The sequence below is a fragment of the Streptococcus salivarius genome, assembly GCF_000785515.1.
In the GTDB taxonomy this organism is placed as follows: Bacteria; Bacillota; Bacilli; order Lactobacillales; family Streptococcaceae; genus Streptococcus; species Streptococcus salivarius.
On the sequence record NZ_CP009913.1, the window covers coordinates 438736 to 459700 of the forward strand.

A 20965-nucleotide genomic window follows, 5' to 3' on the forward strand; every position below is an offset into this window, starting at 1 on the left:
ATGTCTATTAAAGTTATTGTTGCTGGATTTAAAGGAAGAATGGGTTCAACTGCGGTTGAAATGGTCAAGGGAGATGACGAATTGACTTTGGCTGCCTTGCTTGACCCATTTGCGACAGAAAAAGAAGTGGACGGTGTTCCTGTCTTCACAGATAAAGCGGATTTGGTTGGCTTTGATGCGGATGTCTGGGTGGATTTCACTATGCCAGCCGTTGCCTATGAAAATACTCGTTTTGCTTTGGAGAATGGTTTTGCACCAGTTGTGGGTACCACAGGATTTACTGAAGCACAAATTCAGGAATTGACAGACCTTTCTAAAGACAAATCTATTGGTGGTTTGATTGCACCTAACTTTGCTATTGGTGCTATCCTTCTTATGAAGTTTGCGGCAGAAGCTAGCAAATATTTCCCAGATCTTGAAATCATTGAGCTTCACCATGACAAGAAAAAAGATGCGCCTTCAGGTACAGCAGTGAAAACAGCTGAACTTATTCGTGAGGTTCGCGAAACGAAACATCAAGGTGCTGAGGATGAGGTGGAAACACTTGCTGGAGCACGTGGTGCTGAGTTTGATGGTTTCCGTATTCACAGTGTACGTTTGCCAGGACTTGTGGCTCACCAAGAGGTTATCTTTGGTGCCCAAGGAGAAGGCTTTACCTTGCGTCATGATTCTTATGACCGTATTTCCTTTATGGGTGGGGTTAACCTTGGTATTAAAGAAGTGGTTAAACGTGATCAGCTTGTTTATGGTTTGGAACATTTACTATGAGATTAAGTTATTTGCCTTCTGAGTTTCAGAAGGCTTTACCAATATTAGAGAAGATTAAGGCTGCGGGTTTTGAGGCTTACTTTGTTGGTGGTTCGGTACGAGATGCCCTTCTTAACCGTCCCATTCATGATGTAGACATTGCTTCATCTTCATATCCTGAAGAGACCAAACAGATTTTCGAGCGTACGGTGGATATCGGTATTGAGCATGGGACCGTTTTGGTCTTGGAAAATGGCGGAGAGTATGAGGTGACGACCTTCCGAACAGAGGATGTCTATGTAGATTACCGTCGTCCGTCTAGCGTGTCCTTTGTGCGTTCATTGGAAGAGGATCTTAAGCGTCGTGATTTTACAGTCAATGCTTTTGCTCTTAATGAAAATGCTGAGGTTATCGACAAGTTCAATGGTCTAGCTGATTTGGACAATCGTGTTTTGAGGGCTGTTGGTAAGGCTGAGGAACGCTTTAACGAGGATGCTCTTCGTATCATGAGAGGGCTACGTTTTGCAGCGAGTTTAGACTTTGATATCGAAGAAAAAACTTTTCAGGCTATGACCAGCCATGCCCCACTTCTGGAAAAGATTTCGATTGAGCGAAGTTTCATCGAGTTCGATAAGTTGCTTTTGGCCCCACATTGGAAAAAGGGAATCAAGGCACTTCTAGCGACTAAGGCTTATCAGTACCTTCCGGATTTTCAAGAAACTGCTGAAGAATGGCAGTCTTTTGTGGCAGACTATGTGGAGGACTTTAGATTTACAAGTTCTGAACAGGCTTGGGCGGCAACTCTTTTGGCTCTCAAGCATGATAATCCACGCTCTTTCCTTAAAAAATGGAAGACGTCTGTTAATTTCCAAAAGACAGTTCAGTCCTTGATTGAGATTTTCAATTTCCGTTTGGAGAGAGCCGTGACTAAACAAGATGTTTATCAGTATGGTAAGGAGCTCTTAGAGGCGGCTGAGACTTTGAGACAGGCTCAGGGCTTGGATGTCGATTATGTGCGTATTGCCGATTTGGATGGTCAGTTGCTCATCCATGATAAGCACGAAATCGTTGTGAATGGTGGCACGCTGATGAAGGAGCTAGGATTCAAACCTGGTCCGGACCTTGGTCGTGCACTTAAAGCCATTGAAAATGCCATCGTTGATGGGAAACTAGCTAATGACAAGGAAGCTATTATGGCCTTTGTTCAAGCTATGAAATAAGTTTACGGACGTTATAAAAATGACACACCGCTACAGAGCATGCGTAGGATCCGTAGCGGTGTTATTTGTAAGAAGGAAGTAAGATGTCAGATTTTATTGTTGAAAAATTAACCAAGTCCGTTGGAGACAAGACGGTTTTTAAAGAGATTTCATTTATTATCCATGATTTGGATCGTATTGGGATTATTGGTGTCAATGGGACAGGTAAGACAACCTTGCTAGATGTTGTCTCTGAGCGTATTGGTTTTGATGGTGATGTGTCACCTTTCACTAAGGCTAATGGCTATAAGATTGCTTATTTGACTCAGGAGCCAGAATTTGATGACAGCAAGACAGTGCTTGATACAGTCTTGTCATCAGACCTTCGTGAGATGGCTTTGATTCGTGAATATGAAACCCTTATGGCAGATTATTCTGAGGAGAATCAGGCTCGCTTGGAGAAGGTTATGGCTGAGATGGATAGTCTAGATGCTTGGTCCATTGAGAGCGAGGTTAAGACAGTCTTGTCTAAGTTGGGATTGTCAGATCTCTCGCAAAAGGTCGGGGACCTCTCAGGTGGTCTTCGTCGTCGTGTGCAGTTGGCTCAGGTTCTCTTGAATGATGCAGATCTCCTGCTCTTGGATGAGCCAACCAACCATTTGGATATTGATACTATTGCTTGGTTGACGAATTTTCTCAAGTCTTCTAAAAAGACGGTACTCTTTATTACCCACGACCGTTATTTCTTGGACAATGTAGCCACACGTATCTTTGAGTTAGACCAGGCTAATTTGATTGAATATCAAGGGAATTATCAAGACTATGTGCGTCTAAAGGCCGAACAAGATGAACGAGATGCAGCAGCCCTTCACAAGAAAAAGCAACTCTATAAGCAGGAGTTGGCATGGATGCGAACGCAACCGCAGGCACGTGCAACCAAACAACAAGCTCGTATCAATCGCTTTAAGGATCTTAAGGGTGAGGTTCACCAAACGGTCAATAATGAGGATCTTGAAATTAACTTTGAGACCAGCCGTATTGGTAAGAAGGTAGTGAACTTCGAGCATGTCGATTTCGCTTATGAAGATGGCAAGCAAATTCTCAGTGATTTCAATCTTATCATGCAAAATCGTGATCGTATCGGTATTGTTGGGGATAATGGTGTCGGAAAATCGACCTTGCTCAATCTGATTAATGGTGACCTTGTGCCTACAGCTGGTGTCCTAGATATTGGTGAGACGGTACGTATTGGTTATTTCTCACAGCAAATTAAAGATATGGATGAGAGCAAGCGTGTCATTAACTACTTGCAAGAAGTTGCAGATGAAGTTAAGACAACGGTTGGAACAACCAGTATCACAGAGCTCTTGGAGCAATTCCTTTTCCCTCGTTCTACCCATGGGACACAGATTGCCAAGCTCTCTGGTGGGGAAAAGAAACGTCTTTATCTACTTAAGATTCTGATTGAAAAGCCTAACGTTCTGCTCTTGGATGAGCCGACAAATGATTTGGACATTGCAACTTTGACGGTTTTGGAAAACTTCCTTAATGGTTTTGGCGGCCCTGTCGTTACCGTAAGTCACGACCGCTATTTCTTGGACAAGGTAGCTAACAAGATTCTAGCCTTTGAAGAGGGTGGCGTGCGAGAGTTCTTTGGTAACTACACTGACTATCTTGATGAAAAAAGCCTTCTTACAAGAGCAATCAGCCCTCCTCGAGAAGGAAAAGAGCAAGCTAGCGTTAAAGTTGAGAAAGTCAAAGAAGACAAAAAACGCATGAGCTACTTTGAAAAACAAGAGTGGGCGACCATCGAGGATGAGATTGCTGACCTTGAAGCCAAAATCGAAGAGATTGAAGCAGCCATGCTTGAAAATGCTAGCGATTATGGACAGTTAGCTACCCTTCAACGTGATTTGGATGCTGCTAATGAAACCCTACTTGAAAAGTATGAACGCTATGAGTATTTGAGTGAGCTAGAGGGATAAGCTCTTTAGTAATCAAAGTATGACAAAAGCCCTGCATTTGCAAGGCTTTTTTTATGTTTATGTAGTGTCTGGTTTCTTCTTACCACAAGCGGAATGAAAAGGAAAGGACTGAAACACCCGTAAAGATAATTAAGGAAGCTACCAAGCGCCCAATAAGAAAGGCTGAGAAAAACGGAGCACTAAAGAGCAAGAGCCCAAATACCAGACAAATTAAGGCGATTGACAGGGCGGGTTGTCCTGAGAAGCCGAATTGACGTTGGCGATGAGCTTGAAAGCCTTGTGTAAAGGCTGAGACAAGAAGCCACCAAGCAATAATGGTTACAGCTACACCTGAGAGCACCCATGCTGATGTTGATAGCAAAATAATCCCAAAAACAATGGAAATGATACTCTGAAGCAGTTGGAAGAAGGAGCGGTTTTCGTTATCTCGTTTAAAATAAACCATGAGACTTGAAACACCAGATATGAGCATCACTAGGGCAAACAGCCAACCAACGATGGCAAGAAGGTTTGTAGGATTAGCGAAGAAAAAGACACCCAAGAGTGTAATGAGAATTCCACTAATCAATGTAAAACTTTTCATAGGATACCTCTTATTAATTTTTTTTAATACTACTAAATAAGTATCAAATTGTCAAACAAAGACCTACTTTAGAGTGGCTTGATGTTATAAGTGTAGGTGGCAGCTTTTCTGGTTCTCGTAGCTACCTGACGACCTGTTTTTTGGAAGAGGTGTTTAAAGCGGCGCAAGAAATTTGTGGAATCCATCTTGAGGTAGTCTTCATTAAAGGTACCAAAAAGTTGACGGTAGGTGGTCAAGGTGTTTTCTTCGGGCATAATGGAAAGGATAGTTGGATAGTATTCGAGTCGTCCCTTGATACGTTCCATAGCCGTTAAGAGAATTTCCCAGTGGTCAAAGGCGAGGTCATCATGTGACAGTGTCTTATCACCATCAACAAGTTGCAGTTGACCGTCTACCATGGTGATGTCTAACCAATGCGTAGACGCGGCATCGTCGGCAGCCTTTTCCACTTGAATGTCATTAAAGGCCATAAAGCATAGATAAGCCACTGTAATGGTCCACATTCGAGGATCCCGATAAGGTGTTCCTACTGTAATGAGCTGCTCAATGTGGTCAGGGTCGAGTTTAACGGATGTTTCCTCCTGTACCTCACGACAGACAGCTAGATTGAGGTCTTCTTGCTTCTGAACGAAGCCCCCACTGAGGGCGTATTTCCCCATGAAGGGATGGTTTTTTCGCTTGATAAGTAAGGTTTGGACTCTTCCTTCATAATAGCGGAAGATGACCGAGTCAACGGTCACTGAGGGTTTAACGTACTTATCCATTTCTTCTCGGCGATAGATGTCCAAAAATTCCTTTTCACTACCAGAGTTTTCGAAGGTTTTAGTCATAGGTTTCCTCCTTTATTTATTGTAAGTTCAAATGATGATTGCTTTACATCAGGCTTCTAAATCTCGATGTGTAAACGTTCCTTGATTGCCTTCTTGGCATTGTGGTAGTTGTCCGCAAAGAAGCTGTCGCTATTACTATTTTCCCCTAAAATAACGATTTTATCCTTGAATGGTGATAGGAGGTCTAGGAGGTGCTGGGTAAACCAGTCACGTGTTTGGTTATCAGCCATAGTCATGTCACGGAAACCATCATCCACATAGTTTGATTTTGGCAGAATCACAAAAATCAAATCCCACTTTTCACGGGCCTGGGTTACCTGATAGAGCCTATCCAGCATGTCAAATTCTTCTTTAGAAATATTTTCTTTCAAATAGTAATCGATATAAACCTTGGTGACTGTTGAGTTGGTGTCGGCAAAAATAAGACCCGAATGCTGTCCTTTGTCAATGATATCAGAGGTTTGGGCATATTGATCTGTTAGGAGGTGAATATAGTCGTTGGTATCTAGTTCATCATCACGAACATTGTATTTTTCTTGATATTCTCTAGCATATTCCAGAGAGCAAGGGGCGTTGTAGGTGCGGGCCAAATCCTTAACAAGAGTAGTTTTTCCACCGCTAGCAGAGCCAACAACAAGGACCTTGCGCGTAAAGTGGCGACGGAAAGGCTTGGTGATAAAACGCCAATTTTCCATCGGATTGTCTCGAATCTCAGTAGCAGAGATATTGATAATAGACCGTTCGATGAGTTCTACCTGAGCTTGAGGGTAATAGCGATTGAGCTCAGTTACATACTCTGGCTCTCCAACATAGAAGGTAATCTTTTCAGGATCATCCGTATTCTTAGCGATAAGCTCTTTGACACGATTAACCCAAGGCACCCAGCCCTCTGGATAGGCTGGCATCCCAGCTTCGTCTAGTTTATCCACAACGACTAATTCATCATCATAGAAGACTTCTCGAACATAACGGAAACGTCGATTGAGTGATAGGCCTGCGCGTGTCCCACGATCTTCTTGTGTGTTGCTGCCACTTACGATGACGAGCACATTGTCATTAGCACGTTTTGCCTTGGTAATGAGGTCAACGTGTCCGACGTGCATTGGAGCGAAAGTTCCAAAAACAATGCCGATGCGCTTTCCTGATAATTGTTTTCTTTTCATAAAAAATGATCCTTTTTCAAGATTTAGTAAAATTACTAAATTTATGATAGCATAGTTGGTAATCTTTGTAAATGTAAAAATAGTAAATTCACTAAATTATTTTCAACACATTTTAGCCTTAAAGTTCAAAAAAAGTTTAAAAAATTTTGGAGAAAAACCAGAAAAATAGAATCCGCTTACATTATTGAATTGATAGCTTTTTAGAATTAACTAAAAAAGTAGAATTCACTTGCTATGTCACAAAACCTAACATAAAAATCAAAAAAATAGCAGAAAATACTTGACAAGAAGATTCTGAAAATTTATACTATTCATGTAATTAAATTACTAAGGTAATTATTTGAAAGGAAACATTGATATGACAACAGGTAAAGAGTACGTTGCTAGCGTTTTTGAAAAAGTGAAAGCTCAAAATGGCCATGAGGCTGAGTTCCTTCAAGCAGTTGAAGAAGTTTTCGATTCACTTGTTCCTGTCTTCGATAAATATCCTAAATATATTGAAGAAAACCTTTTGGAACGTTTGGTTGAACCAGAACGTATCGTTTCATTCCGTGTGCCATGGGTTGACGATAAAGGACAAGTACAAGTAAACCGTGGTTTCCGTGTACAATTCTCATCAGCTATTGGTCCTTACAAAGGTGGTCTTCGTTTCCACCCATCAGTAAACCAATCAATCATCAAATTCCTTGGTTTCGAACAAATCTTTAAAAACTCATTGACTGGTCAACCAATCGGTGGTGGTAAAGGTGGATCAAACTTCGATCCTAAAGGTAAATCAGATAACGAAATCATGCGTTTCTGCCAAAGCTTCATGACTGAATTGAGTAAACACATTGGTGCAGATACAGACGTACCTGCAGGTGATATCGGTGTTGGTGGACGTGAAATTGGTTACCTCTACGGCCAATACAAACGTCTTCGTAACGAGTACACAGGTGTTCTTACTGGTAAAGGTTTGAACTGGGGTGGATCACTTGCTCGTACAGAAGCAACTGGTTACGGTGCTGTTTACTTTGCAGAACAAATGCTTAATGCACGTGGTGAAAACTTTAACGGTAAAACTGCAGTTGTTTCAGGTGCTGGTAACGTTGCCATCTACGCTATTGAAAAATTGCAAAGCCTTGGTGCTAAAGCAGTAACATGTTCTGACTCATCTGGTTTTGTTTATGATCCAGACGGAATCGACGTTGACTTGTTGAAAGAAATCAAAGAAGTTAAACGTGAACGTATCGTTAAATATGCAGAAGCTCGTCCAAATGCAACCTTCACACCTGCTGGTGGTGAAAAGACAGTTTGGTCAGTTAAAGCTGACTTGGCATTCCCATGTGCAACTCAAAATGAATTGGATGAAACAGATGCAGAAACACTTGTAGCAAATGGTGTATTGGCTGTTTCAGAAGGTGCTAACATGCCTTCAACTTTGGGAGCTATTGATGTCTTCCTTAAAGCTGGTGTATCATTTGGTCCTGCCAAAGCTGCTAACGCCGGTGGTGTTGCTGTATCAGCTCTTGAAATGGCACAAAACAGCGGACGTACACAATGGACATTCGAAGAAGTTGATGCTAAACTCTACGATATCATGAAAGGTATCTATGAAAATGCTGCAGCAGCTGCTAAAGAATTTGGTCATGAAGGTAACCTTGTTGTGGGTGCCAACATCGCTGGATTCCTTAAAGTTGCAGATGCTATGTCAGCACAAGGTATCGTTTAATTAATAGACTATTACCAATAGCCTCTCGATAAAATAAGAAAAGAAGCCTGCGGGTTTCTTTTTTTGTTTAGACAGACTTAGGAGGAAGAGGAGATTTGTCCTTTTTTGGTATAATGAGCTAGTAAGAAATCTTTTTCTAGAGTAGATTTTTATGAATTAGAATATGAGAGGAATAATCGTGAGTCTTGGAAAGGATCCCTGTGGGGCAAAAGAAAAGAAGTATACTAATCAGACAGTCCTTCTAATAAGTTTCTTGATCAGCATAGTGTCAATACTGCCTATGTTCTTTTTTAGGGACAAGCTTTATGGTGATGATATTGTCTTTCACATTAACCGACTGTTATCCTTGGATACTGTCTGGAAGAGTCCTATCAATTTTACAACTAACGGAGGGACTGGACAGTTAATCAATACCTTTTATCCCTGGTTGACCTATTATCCTATTTTTATAATCTATAAGCTGACTCAGTCAGTCTTTGTAGCCTGGATGAGTTTTCAATTTCTTGTTCGCTTTGTAACCTGTTTACTTAGTTTTTACGGATTACGTTTATTGAAATATTCTGATAAACAGGTGATGATATTTGCTACCTTTTATCTCTTTTCGGGTTATTTCTTGCACAATTCTTATTATAGGGCAGCCGTTGGCGAAACGCTGGCGATGATTTTTCTACCTCTAGTTTTCGTTGGTGTCCGATTGATAACATTTGGAGATTATAAGAAATGGTGGGTCTTGACCCTTGGGATGCTTGGCTTAGTCTATTCCCATGTTTTATCGGTCCTTTTGGCTTCCCTTATGATTTTCTTAGCAGTGGTAACTAGTTTTTGGACATGGGGTGATAAAAAAGAACGTATCCTAGGATTTCTTAAGGCCACCTTAGTCACTCTGAGTATGTCGCTAGCTTTCTTTGTTCCTATGATAGAGCAATTTAAGTATGTAAGCCTACGAACGACTTTTAAACCACTCCTATCCAAGACTGCTTTAAGTCTGGTAGACAACTGGGAGCTTATTCTAAAAAGCGATTTAAGGACTCCATCAGTTAATCTTCTCTATCTCCTGGGTCTAGTGCTAAGCCTAATCTTTGCTAAGCGTTTTGTGAAGGATAAGGAGGCTAGAATTTACCTTTTTATTTCTCTTGTTTTGGCTTTTTTAACTTTGAATAGTTTTCCTTGGCAGTTATTACAGGAGAGTCCAGTGTCCAATCTACAATTTCCTTGGAGATTATGGAGTTTTGCCTTGCTTTTCTTCAGCTTAGCCTTGTCTAATATCTTGGAAAATATGTCTATGAAGGCAACGACGATACTTGTCTTGTTTGGTCTTTGCCTGAATATGTTTCAGATTGTTACTGTCCAAGATAAGATGACTAAAGCCAAGAATATATTGCCAAGCAATACAAAAGTCACGAGAGAAATGCTAGCTAAGGGAACTTATAAAAATATAAATGGCGATTACACCAATAAAGAAGTGCCCTTTGGCTTTGTCTTTGACAAACATCTTTTCTTGGATAATCAGGAAATTAAGTCAACCATCAGCCGTTCTCCAAAGGAGCTAGCACTTACAGTAGATAACGAGTCAAAAGAAGCTAAAGTCTTGTCGCTACCAGTTTTCTACTATAAAGGACAAGAAGCGAGGATTGATGGAAAGCGAGTAACTACTTACTTAGCTAAGGAAAAGAATCCAACTAATCTAGTCCTACCACCAGGTAAGCATGATGTCGTTTTGACCTATGGCTATACCCCAGTTGCCAAATTGGCAATGGGTGTATCAACTATTAGTCTTTTGGCGTTTATTGGTTATTTGTATAGAGTGAAGAAAGATGACTAAAAAGAAGCTTGCGGGTTTCTTTTTTTTGTCTGTTTTACTAGATGGTAGCCCTTTTGATATAATAGGTCAAGGTGATTAATATGAAATTGAAAACCTTTGTTTCCGATAAAAGAAGTGTATATGATTTCATAGTTTAGATAAGAAAAGGGAGTAAATAGATGATAAAAACTATCGTAAAGGATGTCTTTTTCCTTGGACAAAAATCGACAGAAGCGACTAAAGAAGACCTCTATTTGGCTAAAGATTTACGTGATACACTGGAGTTTCATAAGGAAGCCTGTGTGGGTATGGCTGCCAATATGATTGGCGTTAAAAAGCGTGTTATTATCGTCAATATCGGTTTTGTCAATCTGGTCATGTTTAATCCTGTTTTAGTCAGCAAGTCCTCACCTTATCAAACAGAGGAGTCTTGCTTGTCTTTAGAGGGAAGTCGTCCGACCAGACGTTATGAGTCGATTGAGGTTGCCTATTTAGATGAACAATGGATGCCTAAACAGTTAAGTTTTTCTGGTATGCCAGCCCAAATTATTCAACATGAATTGGATCATTTGGAGGGGATTATTATTTAGATAGCCTAGCCCAAGTGGGCTAGGTTTTTGAGTTCAAATCCTTAATAATCATAGTTATGGGAGTGAGAGTGGAAAGCAATTTTTTTTCTCACTCTTTTTTAGTTCCCATAAGAACTTTTTTCTTGACATTAGTTCTCATAAGAACTAAAATAGTTTCCATGAGAATTATTCAAGGAGGGACTTGCGATGCATGGAAAAGATACTTTTAGTGAATTCAGAGAATTCATCAATACTATGGAATCTCGCGTGCAAGAGTTAGGAAAGGTCCATGGGGTTGAGCATTTAGCTGGCCCTCAAGGATTTGCTGTCAAGTATTTGTCTGACAATCAAGATAAAGAAATCTTTATCAAAGACATTGAAAAAAGACTATGTATTTCTAAATCAGTGGCTAGTAATTTGGTCAAACGAATGGAAAAAAATGGTTTTGTTGAGTTGGTGACATCGGACAAGGATAAACGCTACAAGTATGTTCATCTGACAGACTTAGGTAAAAAGAAAGCTCGAGATGTCAAACATTTTCGAGAGGCCATCCATGAACAGCTGTTAGAAGGTATTTCCAAAGAAGATGCTGAAACAGCCTTTCGTGTCTTTCACCAAATTCGTATGAATTTAGAAAAAAATAAGGAGTAACTTATGTTTAAAATTTTTAAACGTTTGACGACAAAAGAGTTAATCATGATTGTCTTAGCGGTGATTTTTGTTTGCTTGAACGTCTATCTAAACTTGAAAATTCCAGACTATATGTCTGATATTACGACACTCTTATCAACTAAGGGAACTAAAGCGTCGGATATTTTTGCCTGGAATACAGATGCCCCAGGGATGCGAATGCTTTTAATGTCATTTGCAGGCTTTATGGCCTCTGTAGTTGTTGGTTTCTTAGCTGCCAGAACAGCGGCAAGTTTTACCACCCGTCTTCGTGATGATATCTTCCATCAGGTTCTAGATTTTTCGGATGCAGAGATCAAGAAATTCTCCATTCCTAGTCTTTTGACCCGTACGACAAATGATATTACCCAATTGCAGATGGTACTTACCATGGGGTTACAGGTTATTACACAGGGGCCTATCATGGCCATTTGGGCGATTACAAAGATTGCCGATAAAAATGGAAATTGGCTCCTTGCCTTGCTTGTCGCTGTGGCAGTGATTGCCATTCTCATGCTTTTCCTCTTGATTATGGTTATGCCTAAGCAACGCTTGATTCAAACGCTGACCGATAAACTGAATAGCGTAACGCGTGAATCTCTTACAGGAATTCGTGTGGTGCGTGCCTATAACGCCGAAAGTTATCAAGAGGATAAATTTGAAAAGGCCAATACTGATTTGACCCAAAACAATCTCTTTATCGGTCGTTCTTTTGCCTTACTGACACCGGTGATGACTGCTGTATCAAGTGGTTTGACACTGGCTATTTATTGGATTGGTGCACATTTGATTGAAGATGTTAAGATTCCAACAGATCCAACTAAGATTGCTGGTGCCATGGAAAATAAGGTCCATCTCTTCTCAGACATGGTGGTTTATTCATCTTATGCCATGCAGGTTGTTATGGGATTCATGATGATGATTGTTGTTTTCTTCCTTCTTCCACGTGCAGTTGTAGCAGCTAGTCGTATCAATGAAGTTCTAGATACCCAATCTTCAGTCTCTTATCCTGAAAATAGTTCTGAAAAGCCTAAAGAAGTGGGTACTGTCGAATTTGATGATGTTTCCTTCCGTTATTCTGAAACTTCAGAGCCTGTTTTGGAGCATGTTAGCTTCAAAGCTAAAAAAGGTGACACGGTTGCCTTTATTGGTTCGACTGGATCTGGTAAATCAACGCTTGTCAACCTTATCCCACGTTTTTATGATGCCACGCAAGGAACGATCAAGGTTGACGGTGTCGATGTGCGACATTATGACCATGAAACCTTGCACAATATAGTCGGTTATATTCCACAGAAGGCTGTGCTTTTCTCAGGTGATATCACGTCAAATATGACGATGGGAACGAGCAATAACAGTCCCCTTGATGATGCTAAGATTTGGGAAGCTCTCGAATTGGCTCAAGGAAAAGACTTTGTTGAAAATAAAGAAGGTCAACTTAAAGCAGAAGTTGCCCAAGCTGGGTCTAACTTCTCAGGTGGACAGAAGCAACGTTTGGCTATTGCGCGTGCCTTGGCACGTAAGCCTGAAATCTTGATTTTCGATGATTCCTTCTCAGCCTTGGATTATAAGACCGATCGTAAGTTACGTCAAGAATTGGCTGAAAAAACACAAGATATGACCAAGTTGATTGTTGCCCAACGTATCTCTACTATTATGGATGCGGACCAAATCTTGGTACTTGACCAAGGTAAGGTCGTTGGTCAAGGAACTCACAAGGAACTCTTGGCAAATAATGAGGTTTACCAAGAAATTGCCTATTCACAATTGTCTAAGGAGGAGTTAGAAAATGGAAAATAAGCCAGAAACATCATCCTATAAACGCTTAAAACCCTATATTAAAGGTTTCCAAATTCCGTTTGTCCTTGCGATTTTTGGAGCAATTATTTCAGCGGTCATTACAGTTATTGGACCAGATAAGCTTAAAGAAATTACCAATACTATTACTGAAGGTATCACACCTACAAAAATGGGGACGATTCCAGGTATTGATTTGGACAAGGTAGCAAGTATTGCTATGACCTTGGCTGTTCTCTATGCCATTTCAGCCATTGTGGGTTACTTACAAAGCTTTACCGTTGCGACGGTTACACAACGCTTTTCACAACGTTTCCGTACAGCTATCCAAAAGAAAATCAACAGTGTTCCTCTTAATTATTTTGATAGTCACTCTCAAGGGGATACCCTCTCTCGTGTGACCAATGACGTTGACCTTTTGGGACAATCGCTTAGTCAAGGTTTAGGTACCTTGATTACTTCAAGTGTTCTCTTGGTAGCAGCCATTATTATGATGTTTTACTCAAATGTCACTATGGCTTTCACTGCGATTGGTTCTGTCTTGATAGGTTTTGTTCTGGTAGCCTTTATCATGGGCTTCTCACAACCCCTTTTCAAACGCCAACAAGAAAATTTGGCTAATATTAATGGTTATATTGAAGAAATCTACACGGGTCAAGCAGTCGTAACGAGTTACAATGCTGCTCAAGAAAGTAGTCAAGCTTTCAAGGGACTTAATGATAAACTCTATAAATCGATGTGGCAATCACAGTTTATCTCAGGTATTATGATGCCACTTATGATTTTCATTGGGAACTTTGGTTATGTCATGGTCTGTCTTGTGGGTGCTATCAAAGTTATTGATGGTAGCTTGACTATTGGTGATGTGGTAGCCTTCATGACCTATGTTCGTATCTTCTCACAACCTCTTTCTCAAATTGCCCAAGGGATTACACAACTCCAATCAGCTACTGCAGCCATTGGTCGTATCTTTGAATTTTTGGAAGAAAAAGATATGGACGACGAGTCAGCTAAGACTGCTGAGTTGACAGATACTAAAGGTCAAGTAGTCTTTGACCATGTTTCCTTTGGTTATACTCCTGAAAAAACTATTATTCATGACTTTTCAGCTCTTGCTAAGCCGGGTCAAAAGATTGCGATCGTTGGTCCAACGGGTGCTGGTAAGACGACTATTGTTAACCTGCTTATGAAGTTCTATAACATCGACCAAGGTCGTATCACCATTGACGGTGTCGATACGAATGACATGAAGCGTGAAACTGTTCATGACCAATTCTCAATGGTGCTTCAAGACACTTGGCTCTTTGAAGGTACTATTCGTGATAATTTGATTTACAACCAAGAGAATATTTCTGATGAGCAAGTTATTGCTGCAGCCAAGGCCGTCGGTGTTCACCACTTCATTACCACACTTCCAAAGGGTTATGATACTTATTTGGATGATTCTGTGACCTTATCAGTTGGACAGAAGCAGCTCTTGACCATTGCACGTGCGCTTCTTAAGGATGCCCCTCTCCTTATCTTGGATGAGGCGACATCATCTGTCGACACTCGAACAGAAGAATTGATTCAAAAAGCCATGGACAAGCTTATGGAAGGTCGTACTTCCTTTGTTATTGCCCACCGCTTATCAACCATTCGAAATGCTGACCTTATCCTTGTGATGAAAGATGGTAACATTATTGAACAGGGCAATCATGATGAGCTCATGGCAGCAGATGGTTTCTATGCTGATCTTTATAATAGTCAATTTACAGAAGAAGTTGCCTAAACTTTTCTTATAAAATTATAAGATTTTACAAAAGGCCATAGAACGTATGACTGTCAGTCATGCGTTTTGTGTTATACTGAAAAAAACAGACAGATTAGGAGATTATGATGCAATATCGCAAAGCAAGACTAGACGAAGTTCAGGAAGTTGCACAAGTATGTGCCGATGCCTTTGAAGATTACCCCTATCTTTCAATGATTGCCAGTAATTTAAAGAAGCCTGAACAGTATCAGGAATTTGTCTTAGCCTTGCAGGAAATATTGGTGCGTTTGGCGATTAAACGGGACTCATGTTTGGTGGCTGAAAAGGACGGTCGCATTGTTGCGGCAGCTATTTTACAGCATCAGACGATTTCTATGCTTAATTATCTTCAAAATGGGGCGACTAAGCTCTTTCGTTTTATAAGCATCACCAAGTTGTTCAAGTATTTTAACTTTGTTGAAGAGTCCGAAAGACATCTGGAAGATTCTGCAGAATACGACTGGTACTTGATGATGTTGGCGGTGACTCCAGATTATCAAAGAAAAGGGATAGGGAGTCGTTTCTTGCTTGAAGGGGTTGAACCTTTTGTAGGTAGTACAGGCGGTCACAGTCTTGGTTTGATTACTAATCGCGATTACAATGTACCTTTCTACGAGAAAAATGGCTACAAACAATGTGGTTATAAGGTTTTGACCTACGAAACACACAAACTAGGCAACTGGCCTTTTGTCAAATCACTTGATGCATAGCCTTGTGCTATTTAATTTAGATAAGCAAAATGAATCTGGCTTCGGCTGGATTTTTTTCTTAGCCTTAGAGTCCTTCTTGTCTGGCTCATTCCTTAATTTTAAGTCTATCTATGCTATAATTAGGAAACGCTATTAGAGGAGGTTTATATGTCAACTCCAAGTATTTATGGGGAATATGCTCAGTATCTCCCCAAGATTTTACAAGAAATAACAGACCCGATTATTGTGGCTAATATTACTAGCAAAAAAGAAACAGGCTTTAAACTCTATGAACATTTTATTTCGCGAATCAAAGAAAGCGATTCTATGCGTGAAAAGTGCCGTCGGAAAAATTTGCCTGAAACCAGCCAATCTGCTCTCAAGGAAATTCGTGACAGTATTGGGATTCGAATTGTTTGTGGCTTTGTCGATGATATTTACAAAACTATCGATGTCATCAAGGCTATCCCTGGCGTTTCTATCTATAACGAGAAAGATTACATTTTAAATGCTAAGCCCAATGGCTATCGTTCTTATCATCTCATTTTGGAAATCGAAACCGAGTTTCCAGATGTGCTAGGAAATGAGAGAGGAACCTATTTTGTTGAGGTTCAGCTTCGGACCATTGCTCAGGATTCCTGGGCCAGTTTGGAGCATCAAATGAAGTACAAGCACGACATCAAGAATCCAGAAATGATTACCCGTGAGCTTAAGCGCTGTGCGGATGAATTAGCTTCATGTGATTTGACCATGCAGACCATCCGTAACTTAATTCAAGAAGGAGGGGACTAGAATGGCTTTGAAAATTCTACTAGCTGAGGATGAGGAGGCTCTTTCTCGAGTTTACAAGGCAGCCCTAGAGCATCAAGGCTATGAAGTAGATCAAGCATTTAATGGGCAAGAGGCAGTAGACCTAGCTGCACAAAATGCCTATCAAGTGATGATCATGGATATTATGATGCCCATTAAAACAGGTATCGAGGCCCTGAAAGAGATTCGCTCCTCTGGAGATAGGACGCATGTCATTATGTTGACAGCTATGGCTGAAATTGATGATCGTGTGACCGGGCTTGATGCTGGGGCAGACGATTACTTGACCAAGCCAATCTCCCTTAAAGAACTTTTGGCTCGTCTGCGCTCATTAGAACGTCGTGTGAGTGAGAGCTTCACTGCCAAAATTTTGACTCTTGGTTCTGTTCGTTTGGACCAAGAAGAGCAGGAGTTGGTAGCTGGGAACGCCATTCGACTTTCAAGCAGAGAGACCAAGTTAATGGCCCACTTCATGCTCAATCCTGCCAAGAAATTAACGACTGAGCACCTTTTCAAGACTATCTGGGAGGATGAGGAAGATGTGGACGAGTCTATTGTCTGGGTCTATATTTCCTATCTGCGTCAGAAATTGCAAGCCATCCAGGCTGACATCAGCATTCTTGGTGAAAAAGGAGGCGACTTTTGCCTTCTCGCCAATTAGAGAGGAGTAGCTCATGTTTAGACGTTTACGACTTCAATTTATTACGATTGCTTCCTTGGCTATCCTCTTTATCTTGGTCTCTACTGTGGGAATCATCAATACTGTGAGGTCCTTTCAGACGGAGCAGGAAATTAGTAAGGTTCTCAACACACTTACAGAAAATAATGGTAGTTTCGGAAAAACGAAAAAAATTGAGACCAATCAAGGGCGTGAAATTCCATCAGATAGTTTTCGTTTTTTCAGCGTGACCTTGTCTGGTGATGAAGTGGTCAGTCAGGACACCAGTCATACTTCCTTGATAAATGATGAAGAGGCCGCTACTTATGCCCGAGCAGCTAGCCGAATGACGAGTACTCTTGGAACCATTAGAGAAAAAAATATTAATCTCAGTTATCAGGTTAGTAAAGTTAGCAAAAATAAGATCCTTGTGGTCTTTCTGGACACGACCTCTTATTATAATTCTTCCCAAGCCTTGTTAAATCTTTCTATCCTTTTATCAATGTTTGGCTTTATCTTTTTTGTCATCATTGTTAGTGCCTTATCAGGAATTGTCATTCGTCCCTTCATTCGAAACTACGAAAAGCAGCGACGTTTTATTACCAATGCAGGTCATGAATTAAAGACACCATTGGCTATTATTTCTGCCAATACGGAGCTACAAGAACTCATGACTGGAGAGAACGAATGGACCAAGTCGACGAACGACCAGGTGGCACGTTTGACTACTCTAATCAATTCTCTGGTAGCCCTATCCCGTCTGGAGGAGCAGCCGGATATTGTTCTTCAAGATGTAGATTTTTCCTATATTACTGAGGATGCAGCAGAGGACTTTAAGGGGCCTGTTGTCCGAGATGGTAAATCTTTCGTTATGGACATCACACCGGATATTCATGTAAAGGCAGAAGAGAAGTCTCTCTTTGAACTTGTAACCCTCCTTGTGGATAATGCTAACAAGTATTGTGATCCAGAAGGGATAGTTACTGTAAGGCTCCGTCAGATTGGAAGGACACGAAAACGGGCTCGTTTAGAAGTATCGAACACCTATAAAGATGGTAAGGATGTTGACTATAGTAAATTTTTTGAACGTTTTTATCGTATTGAAGAATCCCATAATAACAGAGAACACAAGGGGTTTGGTATTGGCCTCTCCATGGCTCAAAGCATGGTCAAATTATTTAAAGGTCGAATCTTTGCCTCTTATAAAAATGACACCATCACCTTTACGGTCATCTTGTAAGGATATTTTTTAAATATTTGACTAGGTGAAAACCCTAATTTATGATAAAATAGTAAGGATGAAGATTTAGTGTTTTTTTTGCAAAAAAGAAACCATTTTCCTATCCTAATCATAAAAAGGAGATGCTCGAATGAGACCCCTTAACCACCTTAAAAGGCTGGTAATGGACGACTTAGGAAAGATAAATCTCAGCTAAGAATCAAATCATAAAACAAAATAGTTAATAGGGAGAAATCATGGCAGAACCAAAATACAAACGTGTCCTCATTAAGCTTTCAGGTGAAGCTCTAGCTGGTGAACGAGGTGTTGGGATTGATCTTCCAACTGTCCAAGCTATGGCTAAAGAAATTGCTGAAGTAGCGGATTCAGGTATTCAAATTGCTCTAGTTATCGGTGGTGGTAACCTTTGGCGTGGTGAACCTGCAGCTGAAGCAGGAATGGATCGTGTTCAAGCGGACTATACTGGAATGCTTGGAACAACGATGAACGCCCTTGTTATGGCTGATAGTCTGAAACAACTCGGTGTTGATACACGTGTTCAAACAGCGATTGATATGAAGTCTGTAGCGGAGCCTTATATCCGTGGTCGTGCCCTTCGTCACCTTGAAAAAGGCCGTATCGTTATCTTTGCAGCAGGTATTGGTTCACCATACTTCTCAACAGATACAACAGCGGCTCTTCGTGCAGCTGAAATCGAAGCTGATGCTATTCTTATGGCTAAAAACGGCGTTGATGGTGTCTACAATGACGACCCTCGTAAAAACGCTGATGCTGTTAAATTTGACGAATTGACACACGTGGAAGTGATTAAACGTGGTTTGAAAATTATGGATGCCACAGCTTCTACCCTTTCAATGGATAATGACATTGACCTTGTTGTCTTCAACATGAACGAACCAGGAAACATCAAACGAGTTATCTTTGGTGAACAAATTGGAACAACTGTATCTAACAAAGCAGAATCACACAAATAAGAAAGAGAGAATTTATGACAAACGCAATTATTGAAAAAGCAAAAGAACGTTTCGCCCACTCACACGAGTCATTGGCCCGTGAATTTGGATCTATCCGTGCAGGCCGTGCCAATGCATCACTTCTTGACCGCATCACTGTAGAATACTATGGTGCTCCAACACCACTTAACCAATTGGCTTCAATCACTGTTCCTGAAGCACGTGTCCTTTTGATTTCACCATTTGATAAAGGCTCAATCGCTGATATTGAACGTGCAATCAACGAATCTGATCTTGGTATTAACCCAGCTAACGATGGTTCTGTTGTGCGCTTGGTTATCCCAGCACTTACAGAAGAAACGCGTAAAGAGTTGGCTAAAGAAGTGAAAAAAGTCGGTGAAAATGCTAAAATCGCTATCCGTAACATCCGCCGTGATGCTATGGATGAAGCTAAGAAGCAAGAAAAAGACAAAGAAATCACAGAAGATCAATTGAAATCTTTGGAAAAAGATATCCAAAAAGCAACTGATGACGCTGTTAAGAAGATTGACAGCATGACAGCAGAAAAGGAAAAAGAACTCCTTACTGTTTAATCAATAGAAAAATAAGGAGAGTGGGACAGAAGCAAAAGAGCATGGACTATGTTAGCTTCCTTGTCCGACTCTCTTTTTAGAGGAAAAAAGATGAATACATTACTTGGAACAATTATTACTGCCCTAGTAACTGATGAAAATGACAAATTTTATTTTGTTCAAAAGGACGGTGTGACCTTTGCCTTGTCTAAAGAAGAAGGGGAACACGCCATTGGTGACATGGTGACAGGTTTCGCCTATACAGATAGCAAGCAAAAATCACGTCTGACTCAAAAAGAAATCAAAGCCACTCATGATTCTTACGATTGGGGAGAGGTCACTGAAGTTCGTAAGGATTTGGGTGTCTTTGTAGATGTGGGAATTCCAGATAAGGAGATTGTTGTCTCTCTTGATGTTTTGCCCGAACTCAAAGAGCTTTGGCCTAAGAAAGGCGACAAGCTTTATATCAAACTCGATGTTGATAAAAAAGACCGTATTTGGGGGCTTCCTGCTGAACCTGAGGTCTTTCAACGTATGGCTGGTCCTGCTTACGATAATATGCAAAACCAAAAATGGCCAGCCATTGCCTACCGTCTCAAACTCTCAGGAACCTTTGTTTATCTACCAGAGAATAACATGCTTGGTTTCATCCATCCCTCAGAACGTTATGCTGAGCCACGCTTAGGTCAGGTCCTTGAAGCGCGTGTGATTGGGTTCAGAGAAGTTGACCGTACCCTCAATCTTTCTCTTAAACCACGTTCTTTTGAAATGCTTGAAAATGATGCTCAGATGATTTTGACTTATTTAGAGAGCAATGGTGGCTTTATGACGCTTAATGACAAGTCATCACCAGCAGATATTAAGGAAACCTTCGGTATTTCTAAGGGACAATTTAAGAAAGCCCTAGGTGGTCTGATGAAGGCTAAAAAAGTCAAACAAGACCAGTTTGGAACAGAATTAATCGGTTAGGAGAAGGCATGAGAAAATCCTTTTATACTTGGCTGATGGCCCAGCGTAATCCAAAGTCCAATGAACCAGTAGCAATCTTGGCTGACTTGGCTTTTGAAGATTCAACCTTCCCGAAGCATACTGATGACTTCGAAGAAGTTAGTCGTTACTTGGAAGATCAAGCTAGCTTTTCCTTTAATCTGGGGCAGTTTGACCAGATTTGGGAAGATTATCTGGCTCATTAATAGC

At 40.7% G+C, this 20965-nt stretch carries 20 protein-coding genes; 17 read left to right on the forward strand and 3 right to left on the reverse strand.

Going from position 1 to position 20965, the window contains the following annotated elements; all coding sequences use genetic code 11:
- The 3 genes from dapB to SSAL8618_RS02280 all read left to right on the forward strand — a co-directional run bounded on the left by dapB (position 1) and on the right by SSAL8618_RS02280 (position 3931).
- A complete protein-coding gene (gene dapB / locus SSAL8618_RS02270; protein WP_038675378.1) occupies positions 1-768 on the forward strand; it encodes a 4-hydroxy-tetrahydrodipicolinate reductase in 768 nt (255 codons plus the stop codon).
- On the forward strand, positions 765-1967 hold the full coding sequence (locus tag SSAL8618_RS02275) for a CCA tRNA nucleotidyltransferase (RefSeq protein ID WP_014633956.1): 1203 nt from the start codon (positions 765-767) through the stop codon (positions 1965-1967). The genes dapB and SSAL8618_RS02275 overlap by 4 nt, the downstream gene beginning before the upstream one ends.
- 83 nt (positions 1968-2050) lie before the next feature.
- Positions 2051-3931 carry an ABC-F family ATP-binding cassette domain-containing protein gene (locus tag SSAL8618_RS02280; RefSeq protein WP_038675380.1) on the forward strand — a complete coding sequence of 627 codons (1881 nt, stop codon included), beginning with the start codon at positions 2051-2053 and terminating at the stop codon, positions 3929-3931.
- Positions 3932-4010: 79 nt separating this feature from the next.
- Here SSAL8618_RS02280 and SSAL8618_RS02285 read toward each other — a convergent pair whose 3' ends face one another.
- From SSAL8618_RS02285 to SSAL8618_RS02295, 3 genes are all read right to left on the reverse strand, one after another.
- On the reverse strand, positions 4011-4514 hold the full coding sequence (locus SSAL8618_RS02285; RefSeq protein WP_013990123.1) for an HdeD family acid-resistance protein: 504 nt from the start codon (positions 4512-4514) through the stop codon (positions 4011-4013).
- A gap of 68 nt (positions 4515-4582) precedes the next feature.
- Positions 4583-5344 (reverse strand): NUDIX domain-containing protein, encoded by a 762-nt coding sequence (locus SSAL8618_RS02290; protein ID WP_038675382.1) that lies wholly within the window; start codon positions 5342-5344, stop codon positions 4583-4585.
- Between the two features lie 56 nt (positions 5345-5400).
- A complete protein-coding gene (locus tag SSAL8618_RS02295) occupies positions 5401-6507 on the reverse strand; it encodes an AAA family ATPase (protein WP_038675384.1) in 1107 nt (368 codons plus the stop codon).
- A gap of 358 nt (positions 6508-6865) precedes the next feature.
- Here SSAL8618_RS02295 and gdhA point away from each other — a divergent pair, with 358 nt between their 5' ends.
- The 14 genes from gdhA to SSAL8618_RS02365 all read left to right on the forward strand — a co-directional run bounded on the left by gdhA (position 6866) and on the right by SSAL8618_RS02365 (position 20961).
- The gene (gene gdhA, locus SSAL8618_RS02300) at positions 6866-8218 is read left to right on the forward strand and encodes an NADP-specific glutamate dehydrogenase (RefSeq protein WP_002885547.1); all 1353 of its coding nucleotides are present in this window, start codon (positions 6866-6868) and stop codon (positions 8216-8218) included.
- 280 nt (positions 8219-8498) lie between these two features.
- Positions 8499-10040: a putative glycosyltransferase family protein gene (locus SSAL8618_RS02305; protein WP_223896503.1), complete on the forward strand. Its 1542-nt coding sequence runs from the start codon at positions 8499-8501 to the stop codon at positions 10038-10040.
- 158 nt (positions 10041-10198) lie between these two features.
- Positions 10199-10609, forward strand: coding sequence for a peptide deformylase (locus SSAL8618_RS02310; RefSeq protein WP_038675386.1), 411 nt, complete (start codon positions 10199-10201; stop codon positions 10607-10609).
- 186 nt (positions 10610-10795) lie between these two features.
- Complete coding sequence (locus SSAL8618_RS02315) at positions 10796-11239, forward strand: MarR family winged helix-turn-helix transcriptional regulator (protein WP_002885568.1); 444 nt, start codon at positions 10796-10798, stop codon at positions 11237-11239.
- Between the two features lie 3 nt (positions 11240-11242).
- On the forward strand, positions 11243-13057 hold the full coding sequence (locus SSAL8618_RS02320; RefSeq protein WP_038675388.1) for an ABC transporter ATP-binding protein: 1815 nt from the start codon (positions 11243-11245) through the stop codon (positions 13055-13057).
- Complete coding sequence (locus SSAL8618_RS02325) at positions 13047-14825, forward strand: ABC transporter ATP-binding protein (RefSeq protein ID WP_038675389.1); 1779 nt, start codon at positions 13047-13049, stop codon at positions 14823-14825. Before SSAL8618_RS02320 ends, SSAL8618_RS02325 begins: the two co-directional genes overlap by 11 nt.
- Before the next feature lie 107 nt (positions 14826-14932).
- The gene (locus SSAL8618_RS02330) at positions 14933-15556 is read left to right on the forward strand and encodes a GNAT family N-acetyltransferase (protein WP_037599568.1); all 624 of its coding nucleotides are present in this window, start codon (positions 14933-14935) and stop codon (positions 15554-15556) included.
- 147 nt (positions 15557-15703) lie between these two features.
- Complete coding sequence (locus SSAL8618_RS02335) at positions 15704-16327, forward strand: GTP pyrophosphokinase (RefSeq protein WP_038675392.1); 624 nt, start codon at positions 15704-15706, stop codon at positions 16325-16327.
- Between the two features lies 1 nt (position 16328).
- Positions 16329-17006: a response regulator transcription factor gene (locus tag SSAL8618_RS02340; RefSeq protein ID WP_038675394.1), complete on the forward strand. Its 678-nt coding sequence runs from the start codon at positions 16329-16331 to the stop codon at positions 17004-17006.
- 13 nt (positions 17007-17019) lie between these two features.
- Positions 17020-18243 (forward strand): sensor histidine kinase, encoded by a 1224-nt coding sequence (locus SSAL8618_RS02345; protein ID WP_038675396.1) that lies wholly within the window; start codon positions 17020-17022, stop codon positions 18241-18243.
- A gap of 236 nt (positions 18244-18479) precedes the next feature.
- Positions 18480-19217, forward strand: a complete 738-nt coding sequence (gene pyrH / locus SSAL8618_RS02350; protein WP_002885551.1) for a UMP kinase — start codon at positions 18480-18482, stop codon at positions 19215-19217.
- Between the two features lie 14 nt (positions 19218-19231).
- Positions 19232-19789, forward strand: a complete 558-nt coding sequence (gene frr / locus SSAL8618_RS02355) for a ribosome recycling factor (RefSeq protein WP_014633971.1) — start codon at positions 19232-19234, stop codon at positions 19787-19789.
- A gap of 90 nt (positions 19790-19879) precedes the next feature.
- Positions 19880-20737: an RNA-binding virulence regulatory protein CvfB gene (gene cvfB / locus SSAL8618_RS02360; RefSeq protein WP_038675398.1), complete on the forward strand. Its 858-nt coding sequence runs from the start codon at positions 19880-19882 to the stop codon at positions 20735-20737.
- An 8-nt stretch (positions 20738-20745) separates the two neighbouring features.
- Complete coding sequence (locus SSAL8618_RS02365) at positions 20746-20961, forward strand: YozE family protein (RefSeq protein WP_002885591.1); 216 nt, start codon at positions 20746-20748, stop codon at positions 20959-20961.
- Positions 20962-20965: the final 4 nt, after the last annotated feature.